Source organism: Bacillus sp. V5-8f (genome assembly GCF_002863565.1).
Taxonomy (GTDB): Bacteria; Bacillota; Bacilli; order Bacillales; family DSM-1321; genus Peribacillus.
On the sequence record NZ_PGUW01000002.1, the window covers coordinates 97,415 to 114,506 of the forward strand.

Genomic DNA, 17,092 nt, shown 5'->3' on the forward strand with positions numbered 1-17,092 from the left:
GATAAAGTTGACACAGATGGAGATATAAGTAATGTTTCTGGGAGAGGGTACGGACATGGGGTTGGATTGAGCCAACACGGAGCAAAAATTGCCGGTGAGTTTGGAAAATCGTATAGAGAAATCCTTGCCTTCTATTATCAAAATACGACGATCAAGCAAGCTTATGAACCAACCATAGAGCAAGTTAACACGTTTGTTCCTTTTACTCTATCCAAGGATGTAGTGGCTTCATCGATCAAAAATACAGCAATATCTTTTGATTCAGAGGTTAACAAGGTATATTTTAAACACGAAATTAACGAGACTGCAAAGGTTAGTATTCTTGTGAAAGATTCAAAAGGAAAAGCAGTAGCCGCACTGTCAAACAATTCACCTAAAGCTCAGGAGACCAATGGGAGCGTGGGATGTCTCAAAAGCTGCCAATGGAAAGTTACAACTATTTTTATAGAAAAGAAATCTGCATCAAATAAAGTTTATTATATCCTTTTTTTGGTTGTAGCCTTGTTTTATATAGATAGAATATAATTAGTCTGTAATTATTTACATACGGAAAAAGAGGGAAACGGATGAAAAAACTTACTGGTAGTGTACTTGCATTCATTTTATTTCTATCAATCTTGCCTGTGAAATCGTTCGCAGCACAGAGTCCAACCTTTAATGATGATCTAGAAGCCTATTTACAAGAAATTAGCGACATCCGAGGTTTTGAGGTCACCAAGGATGATATCGAAAACGTCCTTTACAACTTGTATGATGAAGAGTTGGCTAATTTTGAAAGCGTCAAAGGGGAAGAGGGGCTAACAGATTTCCTTGGAGAAGTAATTGCAGCAGATTACAGCAACCTTGAAGACATGCTGTCTGCTTATGAAATGACTATGGAAGAATTAGAAGCGTTATTGGTTGAATATGGTGAATCCATCGAGGATTACATTTTCGTCGATGACCTAGCACAATCAGTGGCATTCTATTTAAACCCGGAAGAAGAATTTGATGAAGAATTCGATGAGGAATTCACTGAAGACCTTTTGGTTGCTTTTCAAGAAGAACTTGGTCTTACCGAACAGGAACTGACAAATCTGGAAGAACATTTAATGTCATTAGAGGAAGAACTTTCCACCCCGGAAGCCACAGCGAAGTTTGAACAGCTCGCAGAAAGAATGATGGCGTTTGAAGACTTTGAGACACTGGATGACTTAACACCTGAACAAGTAAGTGAAATACTTGCTATTTATGATGAATTATTCACCATGATGCACATGAAATTGGATTTTGTGATTGTGAAAAATGGCAAGCAAACTCCAATTACATTATTGGAAGTTTTAAAAATGGAAGAGCTTTTCAATGCTAAGTTAAAGATCAATATCTACGATTTAGAAGGAAAACTTTTGGCTGACCTTCTCATCACTGGAGAAATGGTAGATGGGGATACTGTCAGGGATATCGGACAAGATCTTGGAACGGCAACGAAGAAAGTGGAAAACGTCGTAAAAGAAAAAACAAAAGTAAAATCAACAAAAGTAAAATCAACAAAAGTAAAATCAACAAAAGTAAAAACCGAAAAGGGTGGCAAGCTGCCAAAAACTGCGGGCAACTATGCAATGAACGCCCTGCTCGGCTTATGTATGATATTTGCCGGAATGATGTTGTACCGTACGTATAGAAGGGCTTAAAAAAGTCTTTAAGTCTATTAAATAACAGGATCTTTCGGTAAGCTGCACCCCAATTGTTTGGATAAGATCAACAGTTGGTGGTGCATTTTTTTCATTTGAAAATCTGTTTAAATATCTTTTCATTCTTCCACTATAATGTACAAACTCCATGTAAAGCAGTCTTTCGTCATTAGAAGTGTACATAGTTTAATTTGTACTGTTTTATCTCCAAGTCCGTATAGGACAATCTTTAATTGGGGCAGGATGTTAAGAGGAGGCGGGCTAAATGATGGACACTTTTGAAGTCATTTCATTGATGCTTAGTTTTGGGATGTTTGTCATTGCTGTTCTTTCTTTTCGTAACCGTAAAGATTCCTGACAATGCATAGTAGTCAGCTTGCAGTGGAAATTGTCCACTGCTTTTTTTACGTATAACCATTTGGCTTTGATCAATATTTTAACTTTGGTGTAAAATGTTTCGTGAGGGAAACATTTTTAGCGTAATCGCATACTATTGTATCAAGTGAAATGTAAATTAATGCTTCAGCAAAAAAATGTTAGAGGAGAAGGGAGATATGGCAGAAAATTTATTGTTGGCATTCGGGCTGACCTTAATCGCCGGCCTTGCTACTGGAATCGGAAGTGTCATTGCTTTTTTTACATCGACAACCAATAAAAAATTTTTATCTTTAACTCTCGGGTTTTCAGCGGGTGTCATGATTTATGTGTCTATGATTGAGATTTTTGTTAAGGCGAAGGATGCTCTTGTACAATCTTTGGGAAATGTGTTAGGGAACTGGGTCACCGCTGCGGGGTTTTTTGGCGGAATGCTCTTAATCACTTTGATCGATAAGTTGATTCCAAAGCAGGGGAATCCACATGAATTAAAGAGTGTTGAGGATATGAACCAACCTATAAAGGAGCAGGAGTTGTTAAAAATGGGGACATTTACAGCTCTGGCCATAGGTATTCACAACTTCCCTGAAGGAATTGCTACCTTTACTTCTGCACTGCAGGACCCTGCGCTTGGCATAGCGATAGCTGTGGCGATAGCGATACACAACATACCGGAAGGGATTGCCGTTTCTGTACCGGTCTATTTTGCTACAGGTAATAAGAAAAAAGCATTTAAACTGTCATTTTTATCTGGTTTGTCTGAACCGATCGGAGCATTAGCCGCTTATTTGATTTTAATGCCTTTTTTAAACGATGTTATGTTTGGCCTGATTTTTGCCGCTGTTGCAGGCATAATGGTTTTCATCTCCCTCGATGGACTGCTGCCTGCAGCAAAAAAGTATGATGAAGGCCACTTATCCATCTATGGACTGATAGGTGGGATGGCAGTGATGGCCCTTAGCTTGTTATTGTTTATCTAATAGTGATTTACCGTCATACCATTGTAAACGGCCGTTAATTTCAGGAAGGCAAACGAGTGTTAGCGCAGTCTGCCTTCTTTTTGTTAGGCTCCCACTAATTAATCCTCTATCTAAACAAAACTTACATCATGAAGTTCAACGAGTTATTTTTTGTCTTCCCAAATTACTGCTGTTGCTTCTTTTAGATACGGAGATTACATACATTCGTTTGAATTATAAACAAACAGATTATGGAGTACCCAGCATAACGAAAGGACAGTAGAATAATGAAATAAAAAAAACGGCCAACCAGAAAGCTCTGGTTGACTGGGTTCTTATCTATCAACGTCAACGTTCTGGTTTTGGTCCGCTTCCTGGTCCTGGTTAGTATCTTGCTCTTGATCTGCCTCTGAATCGGAGTTGGAAGTGGATCTAGAACGTACACGTGCTCTTGAATCAGAATCTACATCAATATCGAGTGAAATTCTGGAATTTCCGGAATTTGAAAGTTTAGCAACGTTTCTATTGTGGTCGGAATTTCTTACTTTATTATCGTTTTCTACATCGTTTCTATTTCGTGAATCAAATTCATTATCAAAATTGTTGTCAACATCAAAGTCCGCGCGTGCGCGGCTATCTGAATCAGCCATTCTTTTTCCTCCTTTACATTTATATGAGCAATATATTCATGCATGGTAATAAGGGATAGACGTATTAATCAGGTTAAGAGTGGATTTCTATTCATCGAAAGAAAATGATGGAAAGCCTGCAAAAAAGTGGATCAAACCTTAGGGAGTTTCCTGAAGCTTACGCAAAAAAACAGGCCCTAAGTATAGAGCCTGCTTGTATATTTTCTAGCAATTATAATTTTACAACGTTGGCAGCTTGAGGTCCGCGAGAGCCTTGTTCTACTTCAAAAGAAACCTCTTGTCCTTCTTCTAGACTTTTGAAGCCTTCTCCTTGGATTGCTGAAAAGTGGACAAATACATCATCTCCACCTTCGCGTTCGATGAAACCAAAACCTTTTTCTGCATTAAACCATTTTACTTTGCCTTGTTCCATTTTTGTTGCCTCCTAGTGCGTTAACACACAAAATATTACTATCCTTGCTCTTAGTGAGATAAGACAAAATGTGTAAACTTTTACTGTCCATTTCACCGAACAAAAATAATTCAATATTATAGTAACAGGAAATGGAAAAGATATCAAATCCCTAACAACCTTTTTTTAAAAACCAAAAGCAAACTACTTTGGTAAACAGGGGAATTTCAAGGACTAAATAGAACGGCAAAAAGAGCCTTTCCTGATATACATTGAAACAAAATAAACGGGAATATCCATTGTTCATTTGAAGCGGTTGCTGTAAGCGGGCAAACGCTTTTTATAAGTTGTGACACCATCTACACGGCACTAACCATTTCTTTACTGTCTTCACCTTCTGATATGTTTTGTATAAAGAAAACACAATGTACTTTTACTCATCCTTTTATGCTATATGTAATGTTTTTGGACAGATGAAAGACAATCGTGAATAGCTTTGTCATATTTTTTGGCCAAACTCCATAAATTTTATTAATTTTGATCAATTAAATCAAGGGAGGACGACGACTTAATGCATATAAAAAGTATACCACTAATCGTGATATTATTTGGGATAGCAATCATTTCATATATAGAAACGAAAGACCATGAGGTGATGGAAAAGCTCCCGGCCAATATTCCCATGAGCCAGATGGAGGAACCGGTTAACAGTGAAGCAGAAGAAGATGATACGTCAGGAATCATGCCGGAATTCGAAAAGGTTTTGGTCGAATCGGAAACAATCGACGGGGAAATTGTTGAGAAATACCAGGAGGTGGAGATATATAAATCCGAAGACGGAACAGTTCTAAAAAGAATTCCTACCAATTATTATGACTATATCCGATATCGTAGTGACGATTAGGATTTAATATATAACGTCCAAATTAAGTCCACTTACTAAGCTCTAACAGATTAAGAATCACAACAAAGGCTTTTTTCAGCATACACATTTATAATAATATAGTATAATACAAGTTAAATTAAGTTCCTTCACTTTTAATAAACTATATTAAATACTTAGAAGGTGTGGGCGAAAGAAATGACAATGACTTTAAAAGTCTCTTAATACTTTATCGATCAAGCACAATCTCTAGCTGTTGAAATCGTTAATGGCGTTATTCAGAAAATAAATGGAAGCATAAGTGAACATGAAAAAGAACGAGCAATGAAAATGTATGTGGAGTTCATCGGTTTTTTAGGGACCGCTTTCTCTGAAGATAAAGAGGGAGTACCCGCTGAACTTCTTAAGTGGAGTAAAGAAAATGGCGAAAGAATAGCTGCTGCAGGAGAAAAGATTTCGAACGAAGTCGTTCGTTACCCGCCAACGAGGGAAGTCTTCACCGATATCTTAACGAAAATCGGAACAGAGTTAAAGCTTTCTCTTGAAGAAAACAGTTTTTTAATAAAACGAGTCAATTCATTGCTAGACATCAGCCTAAATGAAGCTGTCTTTGCATTTGAGCGTCGTACCGAAAAAATGTTGGAAGAGAATAAAATGGAAATGGCTAAATTATCAGCACCCATTGTTCCCATTCGAGAGGGTATCGCCGTTCTTCCTTTAATTGGTTCCATTGATCATTACAGAGCACAATATATAATGGACAATGTTGTTCCCAAAATTGCAAACCTTCAGTTAGATTACCTGATTGCCGACTTTTCAGGAATTTTGGATATAGATGAAGAAGTTGCTTTCTACCTCAATCAAATATCAAGTGTACTCAACTTGTTAGGGGTGAAAGTAATTATAACAGGATTGCGGCCTGAGTTAGTTAAAACAGTGGTAAAAGCAACAATTAATGTTTCTTCCATTGCAACGTTTGGTCATCTTAAACAAGCATTAGATAGCTTAGAATAATAAGTGCCAATGCAAAAAGTCCATTACTTTTTTTGCAAAATATTTAATTGAATGATTCACAAATTTAATCCAAAAAAACGGCCCTCAGATTTATGAAAATCGAGGGCTAGTTTTATATCTTATGGATTAATATGGATCTGCTTCATGGCCCATCTGTTTAGCCTGTTGTGTTGCCTGATCTGCGTCCGCAGAACTTGTATGTTCCTTTGTACCAGTCTGGTTAGCTAGGGCTAAGCCTTCAGATACCCTTCGTCCATAATCAGGGTCTGCATTGGTAAAATTCTCAATCATTTTCTCTTGGATCTGCGGTTCGCATATTTTAAGGGCGTCAACAAGGTTGCTGATAAGCTCAGCCTTTTCCCATTCTTCAAAGGCCCTGTAGGTATCACCGGCCTGGCCGAAATTGTTCGGCCTGTCTATTCCTTCACGGACTAATTTCCCGCTGTAAAAAGGTTCATGGACTTTACCGATTTGTTCGGCTTCCTTCAGGCCGCCAAGTGTAGAAGGTTCATAATCGACATGAGGATTTTGGTTTGGCCCGCGATCCACACGATAAAGCATTTTGCCTCCCCACATATTAGTGGCAAACCTTTTCTTTGGTGAATTAATCGGAAGTTGCAGGTAGTTAGTTCCCACACGGTAACGCTGAGTATCTGAATAGGAGAAGGTTCTACCCTGTAAAAGTTTATCATCAGAGAAATCTAATCCATCCACTAGTACCCCAGTTCCAAAAGCAGCCTGCTCAACTTCAGCATGGTAATTTTCCGGATTTTTGTTAAGTACCATTTTTCCAACCGGTAAAAACGGAAATTTCTCAGGCGGCCATAATTTTGTCGGATCAAGCGGATCAAAATCAAGCTCCCGATGTTCATCATCACTCATGATTTGAACCTGCATTTCCCATTCAGGGTATTCTCCGCGTTCGATGGCTTCATACAGGTCTTGGGTAGCGTGGTTCGTTGTTTTAGATTGGATCTGTTCAGCTTCTTTTTGTGTCAAATTTTTAATAGGTACCTTTATTGGTTCCCAGTGATACTTAATCAGCACCGCCTCACCATCATTGTTTACCCACTTGTATGTATTGACACCTGATCCTTGCATCTGCCTGTAATTTGCAGGTATGCCCCAAGGAGAAAAGACAAAGGTAATCATATGTGTTGCTTCAGGTGATTGGGAGACAAAGTCAAACATTCTTTGTGGATCTGGCAGGTTTGACACTGGATCTGGCTTAAAAGCATGGATCATGTCAGGGAATTTAATTGGGTCACGGATAAAAAATATTTTCAAATTGTTTCCTACTAAGTCCCAGTTTCCATCTTCTGTATAAAACTTTACCGCAAACCCTCGTGGATCCCGGGCAGTTTCAGATGATTCCCGTGCACCTACCACTGTTGAGAACCTTACGAATACAGGAGTTCGTTTTCCTTCTTCCTGAAATAGTTTGGCGCGTGTATATTTTGAGATGGATTCATTTCCAACCTTACCATAGGCTTCAAAATATCCATGTGCTCCTGCTCCGCGTGCATGGACTACCCTTTCAGGAATACGTTCTCTGTCAAAATGGGTGATTTTTTCAAAAAAATCGTAGTTCTCTAAAGTTGTTGGACCTCTATTGCCGACCGTCCTAACATTTTGATTATCGGTAATAGGGTGTCCCTGACGATTGGTTAATGTATTCTTATCTTCTCCCTTGCCCAATCGATCATCATCAGGACCGCCCACACCTTCTACATTTGTCCCAAAATTTTCTTCATTTTTTTCCATTCCAATCCTCCTTGCTGATACGCTCTATTGGACAGTCCCGGTACATCATGGATTGGTTTTAACATGATGCATGATAACCGAATGTCCTACAAGAGTGTTGTACAGGTAATACAACATAGTGATCTTCTGCAGCAGCATCACTATGTGAACTATGTCTGCAGAACCAAGTTATACATAATGAATCGCTTTTCATGGCATATATGTATAAGTATTACCAACAGATATAATTTCTTCATTAAACGGAAATTTTATACATAAATTAAGAGGTGTTTTTCTGAGGGACATAGGGAAAGGGGTTACTGAGATACAAGCTCCTAGTTTATCTACTTATTAATCACCGTCTGACAGCAAGCGGTGTTAAAGAAGTGTAAAGTTCTTTCGTCGACGCGTGCTAACATTTTAAATAAATTTTAAAAAACTTCATAATATAAATTGAATGGAAATACTGACTACAACACACCTAAAACCCAAAAGAAATAAGGTTAGAAATAACCATCATTAGCGTAGACATTAGTAAACTATTGTCTTAATACGGAAGGAACGACTCTTTTCTTAGAAAATGGTGTGTAAAGTGATAACATATTTACTAGTTGGTTGCGTTTTGAATAGAGAAAGGGAAGTCCTTTTGAAGCGTCGTAGAAGGGGAGGGGAGGTTATATATGGTCATACAGGAGATGCACAAAAGTAAAAGATAACGAGGTGACATATTTTCCTACAGTGTTGTGTGAAATATATCGGGATTACTAAATAAAGGGATAGAGCGATTAATTACTCTATCCCTTGGTAGGCCCTATAATTAATGGAGGTAACACTTTTCTTTGAATATCCTCGAAACAAGTTTACTTTCCTTTCTTTACCTCATGAAGGAGGTCCGGGAAATTTGTGAACATTCCGGTTACTCCCCAGTCAATCAGTTTTTGCATCGTTTCCTTGTCATTCACGGTATAAGGATGGATATCTAGACCGCTGTTTACAACCTTTTGGACATATTCTGGATTGAGGTATGTATAATTCGGGCCGACACCGACAGCATATTGCTTTATTTTTGCGATATCCTCCTCAGTTATAGATGCGTTAGACTTATAAGAAAGCAATTGAATCAGTTTGATGGAAGGATCCAAACTATTCATTTTTAGCAGGCTTTCGTCACTGAATGATTGCACAAGAAGTGCTCTTTTATTAATGTCGTACTTGTTAACAAGTCTTAGTAATTCTTCTTCCATTCCAGGATAAACCTCAGGTGATTTAGTTTCGATATAATAACTTTTATTTTTACCGAATTTTTTGAAAACCTCTTCTAGGGTAGGGACCTGGACTCCAACATATTCAGGCTTTGCATATTGCGGGTATTTTTCATTAAACCATGTGCCTGCATCCAGCTGCTTGATCTGTTCAAGTGTGTAATCTTTTACAAGACCTGTTCCATTTGTTGTTCGATCAAGTTTCTCGTCATGCATTGCGATCAACTTGCCGTCTTTTGTCATTTGCAAGTCAACTTCAATATAGTCACCATGCATTTTTTCGCCCATTTCATAAGAGAGGATCGTATGTTCAGGCGCATAACCAGAAGCTCCCCGATGGGAAACGTTCACAATATCTTTATGTTTTTCCTTTGCCATACTTGTTTCTCCCCCTGCCACAATACCAATCCCAATTACCAGCGCACCTAGCGCCGACATCCATTTTTTTTTCAATCTGCCCATCTCCCATCTCTTTTAAACTACTTTTTAAGATTATCAGCAGATTATTAATTTTCTTCTATAAAAAGGTAAAGAATAATAGCATATTTTATAAATAGTTTACTCAGCTGTTATTTTTTCATACAGGGCTATTTCCAAAATGCATATGCCCACCTATCTATAATATATTATGCGCTCGTTAACTAGGTGAGTGATTCTTCGTGATTTGGAAATGCCTGTTCGATATTATGGATGAGGGAGGGAAATCCATGGATTTAGCTTGTTCCGAAGTATTCAAAGGTTTCAGGAGGCTTATACACAACTATTTTAGCAGCTATGGAGAGAGAGGATGAACTAAAAAATGTATTAGTAATTCCCACATGTTTTGGTGCATCCCATATGTACAAAATTTAACTCGTGTAACACCAAAAAGAGGCTCGCCCAGCCTCTTCAGTGTTTTATAGTCCATGTTTATTAGGCAGCAGCCGCCATGCACTTGCAAGGTTTCTGAATAGTTCTTGTTCCCTGCCTCCTATGGATTCACCAATTTCATTAGCTCCACTTACCAAAATAGTTCCATATTCAGCTGCCAGCCGTGTCAGTGTCTCATTAAATTCCGCAGCTGCCGGTATCACTTCAATAATCACCAGTAAATGTAAGGAGCATGCATAACTAATAAGGCCGAGTACAGGTGTAATGGGTGTCAGATTGGTTGTGTCACTTGCCGTATTCCCAGCTGATTTTTCAAGCTCTAACAATTTGTCTTCTTGAATTCGTACAATCCCTGCATCACCCTTGATTTTCGTTTCAAGATAGTCTAAGTAACGACTCCTGATATTCTCACACTGTGCAAGTAAGCCATTGATCGAAGTTTCATTGAAATCTTCATGTACCTTTTCAGAAAGTTCTTTTACCGACTCCATAATAAGCTTGCTATAATCGATATCTAACCCAAAATGCCTCTTGATGAAATGGGAGTATTCAACTCCTGCACTTGAAGCGGTTATACCTTCCGCTTCCTTGGCAAAAAACCACTCCCACGTATGTGTTTCAAAAATCTCCTTTTGCATTTCGCTAGATTGGTGCTGGTTTACATCGTTTTGGTTTTCCATAACGGATTCTTTCCTCCAACTAATGATATTTTTACTCCTGAATGTTTTATGTAAGAAAACTTACATATACCCTTATGGTATCCCAACACATAACAATTAATTTCTACTCATGAAAGAAAGGCACAGTTTATTCAATAAGGAATGAAGCCGCCACAAATAAAGTCATCTTCGGTTGGCCACCTAAGTATATTGTAGAAATTACCTGAATTTAAGCATTGGTTTTCATCAATCCTAAACCAAGGAGGTGAAACGTCTATGCCATTCAGAAACCAGACGGAGTACAGTAATTTAGACCAAAGGCAAGACCTAACCGGCCCTGATGATCCAGGAAAACGTAACTATCCTAAACAACCTAATCATGTGTCTATTGAGAAAAGTGGATCAATGAATCGTGAAGAGGGGCGCCAATAATCCTGTTGGGGGTCTGTCCCCCAACAAATTTTGGAAAATAGAAACAGCTTTTTATAAAATATAAACCGCATCTGGTTACATATGGTAAAATAGAAGGGAGGGTAAAACAATAAAGGACAGGGGAGAAGGAGGAGAAGAGATGAAGTTTGGCAATACAGTCCAACTAAAAGTCTATCAAAATATCGAAAAAAATGTAGTGCCGGTAACCTACGAAGAACTTGAAAAGAAGGCAATGGACAAGCTGGAATCCGGTCCCTACCATTATGTAGCTGCATCAGCAGGTGCAGAAGAAACGGCGAGGGCCAACCGTGAAGCTTTTTATAAATGGAAAATCGTACCGAGAATGTTCTGTGATACGGACGAAAGGGATTTAAGTCTTGAGCTTTACGGAAAAACCCTACCATTTCCTGTACTATGTGCTCCTGTAGGAGTCCAGTCAATTGTTCATCCAGAGGGTGAATTGGCATCTGCACGGGCAGCTACCTCAGCCGGGGTCCCTTTTATATCCAGTACTGCTTCTACCCATAGCCTGGAAAAGGTGGCAGAAGCAGCAGGGGATGGAGTCAAATGGTTTCAATTGTATTGGAGTAAAGATCGTGAAATTGCGGCGAGCATGGTGAAAAGAGCGGAGAAGGCAGGCTACAGTGCGATTGTCATTACTCTGGATACCCCAATGATGGCCTGGAGGGAAAAGGACATTGAAAACGCCTATTTACCTTTTCTTTTAGGACAAGGAATCGGGAATTACCTTGAAGACCCGGTGTTTTGCTCCAGACTTGAGTGCCCTCCAAACGAAGATATGCAATCAGCCATTATGTTGTGGTCTAAAGTATTTGGAAATCCATCTCTCACTTGGAAGGATCTTGAGTACATCCGAATGCACACCTCCCTGCCTATTTTGCTGAAAGGTATTCTGCATCCTGAAGATGCAAAGCTTGCCAGAGCACATGGAGCAGATGGCATAATCGTCAGTAATCACGGTGGAAGACAGGTGGACGGAGCGATTGCTGCGTTGGATGCTCTGCCTGAAATTTGTGAGGCGGTAGGTGATGACATCCCAGTATTGATGGACAGTGGGATCCGCAGGGGCGCTGATATCGTGAAAGCGCTTGCTTTAGGGGCCAAAGCCGTATTAATTGGCCGCCCATACATATACGGACTAGCACTGGCAGGGGAAAAGGGTGTACAGCAGGTACTAAGGAATATACTAGCCGATCTTGATCTCACAATGGCATTAGCAGGAAAAAAATCAATCCAGGAAATCGACCGCTCTTTATTGAAAAAACTGTGAGGGCTTAGCCAAAAACCAAATAACCTTTATGCAAGAAATAAAAACAAGGTAAAAGTGAAGCGATTCTCTGTTTTTCGGAGGTCGTTTATTTTTTTATGGATTTTCTCGCCGTTCCATATCCAAAAAACTTACTTATAAAATGTTACATACATTAAAAATTGGGTAATATAAAAATTTATAACAACGCTCTATCCACTAGTTTATCGGGGGGAATGGTGCCATGTCACTGAAATTCGTATTAAATAAAATGAAAGCAAATTTTTGGATTTTGCCTGCACTATACGGTATTTGTTTTTTTATCCTGGCAATTCTTACGATGCAATTGGATCGTTTCGTAACAACTGAAAGCGGTTTGATGAACTGGCTTCCTGCTGTTTTATTTACTGATAAAGAATTAGCTCAAACGATTTTAAGTGCAATATCCACTTCCTTGCTTACAATGACTACGATCACCTTTTCATCCGTATTAGTTGTAGAAACTACATTTTTGGCGCAATATTCTCCCCGTACCTTACAGAATTTCAACGCCGAATCAAAAATACAGCATGGTCTAGGCACATTTATTGGTGGGTATGTGTACGCCCTGATCTTACTCATCCAAGTTAGAGAAAATGAGCCGGGAAACGTGTTTATTATTCCGTCTTTTGCCATAATGGTAACCTTTGTGTGTCTAGGAATGTTCGTTTTTTTAATTCACCACGTAACAGAATGGATTAAGGTTGGAAATTTAATTTCCTATATCACGAAAGAAACACTATATTCGGTGGATAAACATAAGAGTAAAATGGGAGCTTCGCCATGTACTTCCTCTAAATATTCAGATCTTCAGCTTGAAAGCAAAAAAGCAAACGAAGTAAGGAGCAAGGATCAAGGGTACATTCAATATATTGAACTGGAAAAATTAATAGACTTTTCAGTAGAAAATAACCTTATCATTAAATTTGAAAAAATTCCCGGGGATTATGTGGATGTAGATACTCCTCTTGTATCCGTGTGGAACAGTAATGAATCATTTAATCAACATTTACTTGATTTTATTTTCCTTACACCTGATCAAGAATCCATAGAAGATGTACAGCTCGGAATCCAAAAATTAGCTGAAATTGCTTTAAGGGCAATTGCACCTGGGAAAAATGACCCTGAAACTGCGATAAACTGCATTCAGCAATTGGGCCAAATACTTACTAAAATCGCTAATATCGAACCTGAAAATCCTTATTATTGCGATGAAGACGGAAACTTACGAGTCATACTGGAGCAGCCGTCATTCTCAGACTATTTGTACGGAAGCTTCTATCAAATCCGCCATTATGGAAGAGCTGATGTTTCTGTTATGGTTTCCATTTTAAAAGCTTTATCACTGGTCGCCGAAACAAATGGGCAGAAAATAAAGAATACGGTTTGGGAGTTTTCGACTTATATTATGGAAGGGCTAAAGGCAGAACAATGGCTTAGCCTTGACAAAAAGTTACTGAATACACATTGGCAAGGACTTTCCAAAGCATGCAATAAAGAAGATGAAGCGAATAGCATGTTGTTGTAATGGATGCATAATAAGAAATTGTCCTGCACAAATAATTATGGAATAATAGGAAAAGCAACTAACTTTATAAACTTTAAAAGTGCAGGAGATTGAAATGAAGAGTCTAATACGAAATTTTATTAACGGTGTCTTAACCATTGTACCGATTATTCTGGTGGTATATGTGGTGTATAAAACTTTTATGTTTCTGGATGGAATCCTCGGAAAATACTTGAAACCCTACTTAGAGGATGATTATATACCGGGCATAGGATTGGTTGTAACACTTGCCCTCATCACAATTTTAGGCTGGCTGTCTACTAAATTCCTAACAGGTACCATTATTCGGCTGATCGATAGGCTTCTAGAAAAGATACCGCTTGTAAAAACGGTTTATTCTGTCATCAAGGATACCATCAATTCATTCCTTGGCGAGAAAAAGTCCTTTTCAAAGGTAGTACTTGTTACGATTCCCGGAACGAATATGAAAAGCATGGGATTTATCACATCAGAAGACTTGGAAAGCCTCTATGATCCCTTAAAGGACTACGTCGCTGTTTATATTCAGCAAACCTTTCAGGTAGCAGGTTTCACTTTTTTGATTCCAAAAGATGAAATTGAAGCCATAGATGTAAAACCGGAAGATGCAATGAAGTTTATTTTATCTGGGGGCATGACTTCAAAGAAAGAAAAGAAGAAATTAATTGGCTAATACCCCGCCAATGTTATTTCATTTGTAGAGCTTTTAAAAAACACGGGCTATTTTTGGTGCCCGTGCTTTTTGGATTTTCAAAATAAAAATAGTTATACGAATATACTAATACCTTCCTCTACGACCTGTTGCAGAATTCATGATATAAAAACTAATGATTAATACAAGTATGGCCAGGCTGAACAGCAGCGTGTGGACAGGATTTTCATGATAGACAATGATAAGACGTATCATCGCTGTAATGCCTATATAAAGAAAATAACGGATCGGAAAATGATATTGTTCCTGAAAATATTTAATGATCATTGCTATGAACTCAAAATACAAAAAGAAAACCATAATACGCTCCAGCAGTTTATAATGAATATCCATGCCCGAGTTTGAAAAAGAAACACTGATAAAATACACGATTTCTTTTAGGAGTAATACACTAAGAATAATCGCCAACAGGATGAGGGCTGTATTTAACACTAATTGAAGGACCACGGAGATTCTAAGAATAGGCCATTTATTTTTAATTTGTGTAAACATCGGAATTCCTCCTAGTATAAAAAGTTCTATGTTCTAATTATTTATTATTTAACCTTACTCCTAAGAAAGCAAAATGGTTTCGAAGGAAATGGGCTTTAAAAGGATGGCCAAAGTACAGATCTGGTCATCCTTTTATGGTTTTCTTAAGATTTTTTTGTGATCTTAGAAGGATTATTAATTTTGTATTGAATATCTTTATTTAATTTTTTATCCACTATTTTTGCGTCAAACGTGATAAAGTCTCCAACCTCCAGTTCAAGTTTCTTGAGGGTTTTGCTATAACCGCACCACGCGTCTCCTACGTCAAGGGAATCTTCTGAAACGATTTTAACCTGTTCGAGTATCAGGATTTCATCCTCGCTTTCGTTAAAATGGTTATATTTTGTTGAAAACTCTTTTAACACAGCTTCAATTGATACTTTTTCACTTGGCAGAACAAGCGCCTTTGTTGTGTCATTTTCCTTTGTTTGCTTCTTAGCTTTAGGTTTCTCAGGTTTTGTGTCCTGAAGTCGCGCTCCTGATTCAGGTAATTTTGCAGCAGATGGCTGATCAAGTACATCCAAAACCGACTCCCTGCCAAATGAAGGGCTTTGCATTTCCTTCAAGTATGCGGGATGCACACAATGAAGAGCATCATTGGAAAAGCAGATCACCGCTGTCTCATGGGTCCCATTCATTTCATATCCTTTGATTGATACAATATATGTAGTGTTTTCCCGTTTGTAAAGGAACTCCCGTTTAGGGGATTTAGCGGAAGCAGAAATAAGCCCCCAATCCCTGATTTTTGCAATATATTCATCTTCATTTTCGAATAGCAGATATCCATCTTTTGGTGAAATTGTCGTAAACAATTATGTATCCTCCTTACATCGTATTTGTTTATCATACAGGAAAGTAGGCATAGGAAAAACCCAAACGATTTTTCAAGCAGGTAACCAATTCCTCCTCTATTTATTAACATGTTCGTGCGTTGAGGAAAATAAATATTTGTAAATTAGGCAGAAAATTCGATAAAATTATAGATAACGTATCTTGGTTAGAATTAACAATATACACTTGAAAAAATTTACCCTTTTATAATTTGCCATGTAGGAAACTATTCAATTTAAGATAGGAGCCATGATTATGTCTGAAGATAGGAAAAATATGAATAACGGAAGACACTCTATCTATAACCTAGAACAAGGCAGTCTCGCCTATGATAGTGAGGAAACAAGAATTGAACAGCTGGATATCCTCCTGGATGGCTTCATGGCTACAATAGCTGAAATTAACGGTTTAGAGAAGGCTGAATCCGTTTTGGAGGCAGCGGGATTCCGTACGGGGAAAATCCTGGCGGAAAAATTACATATAACATATCATTTGCAAGAAATAGAAAATTGGCTCTCCCATATCTATAAAATTTCAGATTGGGGGAATGTTGAGATTGAACATTTATGTCTAAAAAAGAAAACAGTGATATTGAGGTTGGCAATCACTTCAACCAATGAGATTTCTACTAATCTATCCATCTTTCTTTCTGCACATTTCGCAGGCCTGTTTAGTTACCTTTTCAATGAGAATATGTGGTACCGTTTTTCAGAGAACAAACAAGAAGACCATATGTCTTCCATTATCGAAATCAGTCGATCCACTAATAGCCACTATCCTGTCCAGCCTATAAGAACCCAAGAGGAAGAACAAATTGAATATCTCAAAACCTTGGTAGAAGAGAAAAAGAATGAACTAACCAATACCATTAGGGAACTATCTTCACCTGTCATTCCCGTATTAGAAAACATTGTAGTAATCCCGCTATTTGGCAAATTTGAAGACTCGGTTGCTGCTGAATTGACTGAGAAGATCCTAAACGGGATCATTAAATTCGAAGCCAAATACCTGCTTCTTGACCTTACCGCTGTGAAGGAGCTTGATGAATTCACGCCTGCTATTTTACGAAACATCACCCAGGCGGTCAAGCTACTAGGAGCACAATCTTTCCTTGTAGGAATTTCTCCTGCTGTAAGCCTGGGGATGGTAGAAAGCAAGATTGATATCAGACAATTTAAATGCTTCAATACGTTAAAACATGCGTTAACCTACACGCTTTCTGTCGAAGGACTACAAATCACCAAGAGCGGATGAAGTT

General features: G+C 38.3%; 17 protein-coding genes and 1 pseudogene. 11 read left to right on the plus strand and 7 right to left on the minus strand.

The genetic code is table 11. From position 1 onward, the window contains the following. Positions 1–36 precede the first annotated feature (36 nt). The 4 genes and pseudogenes from CUU64_RS23040 to zupT form a co-directional block, all read left to right on the plus strand. A pseudogene (locus CUU64_RS23040) lies at positions 37–153 on the plus strand (hypothetical protein); the annotation flags it as partial. A gap of 413 nt (positions 154–566) precedes the next feature. Next, positions 567–1,670 (plus strand): processed acidic surface protein, encoded by a 1,104-nt coding sequence (locus CUU64_RS02215; protein ID WP_101631651.1) that lies wholly within the window; start codon positions 567–569, stop codon positions 1,668–1,670. Positions 1,671–1,935: 265 nt separating this feature from the next. Continuing rightward, positions 1,936–2,028, plus strand: coding sequence for a putative holin-like toxin (locus CUU64_RS22305; protein WP_257985375.1), 93 nt, complete (start codon positions 1,936–1,938; stop codon positions 2,026–2,028). A 196-nt stretch (positions 2,029–2,224) separates the two neighbouring features. Next, positions 2,225–3,025: a zinc transporter ZupT gene (gene zupT / locus CUU64_RS02220; protein ID WP_101631652.1), complete on the plus strand. Its 801-nt coding sequence runs from the start codon at positions 2,225–2,227 to the stop codon at positions 3,023–3,025. A 314-nt stretch (positions 3,026–3,339) separates the two neighbouring features. Here the strand turns inward: zupT and CUU64_RS02225 are convergent, their stop codons facing one another. Both CUU64_RS02225 and cspD read right to left on the minus strand, forming a co-directional pair. After that, positions 3,340–3,654 (minus strand): hypothetical protein, encoded by a 315-nt coding sequence (locus CUU64_RS02225; RefSeq protein WP_101631653.1) that lies wholly within the window; start codon positions 3,652–3,654, stop codon positions 3,340–3,342. A 211-nt stretch (positions 3,655–3,865) separates the two neighbouring features. After that, positions 3,866–4,066, minus strand: coding sequence for a cold-shock protein CspD (gene cspD, locus CUU64_RS02230; RefSeq protein WP_101631654.1), 201 nt, complete (start codon positions 4,064–4,066; stop codon positions 3,866–3,868). A 550-nt stretch (positions 4,067–4,616) separates the two neighbouring features. Between cspD and CUU64_RS02235 the strand changes: the two genes are divergently transcribed. After that, entirely contained in the window at positions 4,617–4,949 is a 333-nt protein-coding gene (locus CUU64_RS02235; protein WP_101631655.1) for a hypothetical protein, read from the plus strand. 303 nt (positions 4,950–5,252) lie between these two features. After that, positions 5,253–5,942 (plus strand): STAS domain-containing protein, encoded by a 690-nt coding sequence (locus tag CUU64_RS02240; protein WP_101631656.1) that lies wholly within the window; start codon positions 5,253–5,255, stop codon positions 5,940–5,942. 126 nt (positions 5,943–6,068) lie between these two features. On the opposite strand, the gene CUU64_RS02245 is transcribed toward CUU64_RS02240, so the two are convergent. From CUU64_RS02245 to CUU64_RS02255, 3 genes are all read right to left on the minus strand, one after another. After that, entirely contained in the window at positions 6,069–7,706 is a 1,638-nt protein-coding gene (locus CUU64_RS02245; RefSeq protein WP_101631657.1) for a catalase, read from the minus strand. 839 nt (positions 7,707–8,545) lie between these two features. After that, positions 8,546–9,409, minus strand: a complete 864-nt coding sequence (locus CUU64_RS02250) for a glycerophosphodiester phosphodiesterase (protein ID WP_180954433.1) — start codon at positions 9,407–9,409, stop codon at positions 8,546–8,548. 434 nt (positions 9,410–9,843) lie between these two features. Continuing rightward, positions 9,844–10,497: a hypothetical protein gene (locus CUU64_RS02255; RefSeq protein WP_101631658.1), complete on the minus strand. Its 654-nt coding sequence runs from the start codon at positions 10,495–10,497 to the stop codon at positions 9,844–9,846. A 255-nt stretch (positions 10,498–10,752) separates the two neighbouring features. On the opposite strand from CUU64_RS02255, the gene CUU64_RS21810 reads away from it, so the two are divergent. The 4 genes from CUU64_RS21810 (at position 10,753) to CUU64_RS02270 (ending at position 14,433) form a co-directional block, all read left to right on the plus strand. Continuing rightward, entirely contained in the window at positions 10,753–10,908 is a 156-nt protein-coding gene (locus CUU64_RS21810; RefSeq protein ID WP_180954434.1) for a hypothetical protein, read from the plus strand. Positions 10,909–11,047: 139 nt separating this feature from the next. After that, positions 11,048–12,199 (plus strand): lactate 2-monooxygenase, encoded by a 1,152-nt coding sequence (locus tag CUU64_RS02260; protein ID WP_101631659.1) that lies wholly within the window; start codon positions 11,048–11,050, stop codon positions 12,197–12,199. A 220-nt stretch (positions 12,200–12,419) separates the two neighbouring features. After that, a complete protein-coding gene (locus CUU64_RS02265; protein ID WP_101631660.1) occupies positions 12,420–13,742 on the plus strand; it encodes a DUF2254 domain-containing protein in 1,323 nt (440 codons plus the stop codon). Positions 13,743–13,836: 94 nt separating this feature from the next. Continuing rightward, positions 13,837–14,433, plus strand: a complete 597-nt coding sequence (locus tag CUU64_RS02270) for a DUF502 domain-containing protein (RefSeq protein WP_101631661.1) — start codon at positions 13,837–13,839, stop codon at positions 14,431–14,433. Between the two features lie 105 nt (positions 14,434–14,538). Here the strand turns inward: CUU64_RS02270 and psiE are convergent, their stop codons facing one another. Both psiE and CUU64_RS02280 read right to left on the minus strand, forming a co-directional pair. Beyond that, entirely contained in the window at positions 14,539–14,964 is a 426-nt protein-coding gene (gene psiE, locus CUU64_RS02275) for a phosphate-starvation-inducible protein PsiE (RefSeq protein ID WP_101631662.1), read from the minus strand. Positions 14,965–15,107: 143 nt separating this feature from the next. Next, the gene (locus CUU64_RS02280; RefSeq protein ID WP_101631663.1) at positions 15,108–15,815 is read right to left on the minus strand and encodes a hypothetical protein; all 708 of its coding nucleotides are present in this window, start codon (positions 15,813–15,815) and stop codon (positions 15,108–15,110) included. A 274-nt stretch (positions 15,816–16,089) separates the two neighbouring features. Here CUU64_RS02280 and CUU64_RS02285 point away from each other — a divergent pair, with 274 nt between their 5' ends. Continuing rightward, on the plus strand, positions 16,090–17,088 hold the full coding sequence (locus CUU64_RS02285; protein ID WP_180954435.1) for an STAS domain-containing protein: 999 nt from the start codon (positions 16,090–16,092) through the stop codon (positions 17,086–17,088). Positions 17,089–17,092: the final 4 nt, after the last annotated feature.

Bases quoted from the DNA above. Each gene is read 5' to 3' on its own strand.
- CUU64_RS22305 (WP_257985375.1), top strand. From the start codon at position 1,936: ATGATGGACACTTTTGAAGTCATTTCATTGATGCTTAGTTTTGGGATG.
- CUU64_RS02285 (WP_180954435.1), top strand. From the start codon at position 16,090: ATGTCTGAAGATAGGAAAAATATGAATAACGGAAGACACTCTATCTAT.
- CUU64_RS02225 (WP_101631653.1), bottom strand. From the start codon at position 3,654: ATGGCTGATTCAGATAGCCGCGCACGCGCGGACTTTGATGTTGACAAC.
- CUU64_RS02215 (WP_101631651.1), top strand. From the start codon at position 567: ATGAAAAAACTTACTGGTAGTGTACTTGCATTCATTTTATTTCTATCA.
- CUU64_RS02255 (WP_101631658.1), bottom strand. From the start codon at position 10,497: ATGGAAAACCAAAACGATGTAAACCAGCACCAATCTAGCGAAATGCAA.
- CUU64_RS02260 (WP_101631659.1), top strand. From the start codon at position 11,048: ATGAAGTTTGGCAATACAGTCCAACTAAAAGTCTATCAAAATATCGAA.
- psiE (WP_101631662.1), bottom strand. From the start codon at position 14,964: ATGTTTACACAAATTAAAAATAAATGGCCTATTCTTAGAATCTCCGTG.
- CUU64_RS02265 (WP_101631660.1), top strand. From the start codon at position 12,420: ATGTCACTGAAATTCGTATTAAATAAAATGAAAGCAAATTTTTGGATT.
- CUU64_RS02235 (WP_101631655.1), top strand. From the start codon at position 4,617: ATGCATATAAAAAGTATACCACTAATCGTGATATTATTTGGGATAGCA.
- cspD (WP_101631654.1), bottom strand. From the start codon at position 4,066: ATGGAACAAGGCAAAGTAAAATGGTTTAATGCAGAAAAAGGTTTTGGT.
- CUU64_RS21810 (WP_180954434.1), top strand. From the start codon at position 10,753: ATGCCATTCAGAAACCAGACGGAGTACAGTAATTTAGACCAAAGGCAA.
- zupT (WP_101631652.1), top strand. From the start codon at position 2,225: ATGGCAGAAAATTTATTGTTGGCATTCGGGCTGACCTTAATCGCCGGC.
- CUU64_RS02250 (WP_180954433.1), bottom strand. From the start codon at position 9,409: ATGGGCAGATTGAAAAAAAAATGGATGTCGGCGCTAGGTGCGCTGGTA.
- CUU64_RS02245 (WP_101631657.1), bottom strand. From the start codon at position 7,706: ATGGAAAAAAATGAAGAAAATTTTGGGACAAATGTAGAAGGTGTGGGC.
- CUU64_RS02270 (WP_101631661.1), top strand. From the start codon at position 13,837: ATGAAGAGTCTAATACGAAATTTTATTAACGGTGTCTTAACCATTGTA.
- CUU64_RS02240 (WP_101631656.1), top strand. From the start codon at position 5,253: ATGAAAATGTATGTGGAGTTCATCGGTTTTTTAGGGACCGCTTTCTCT.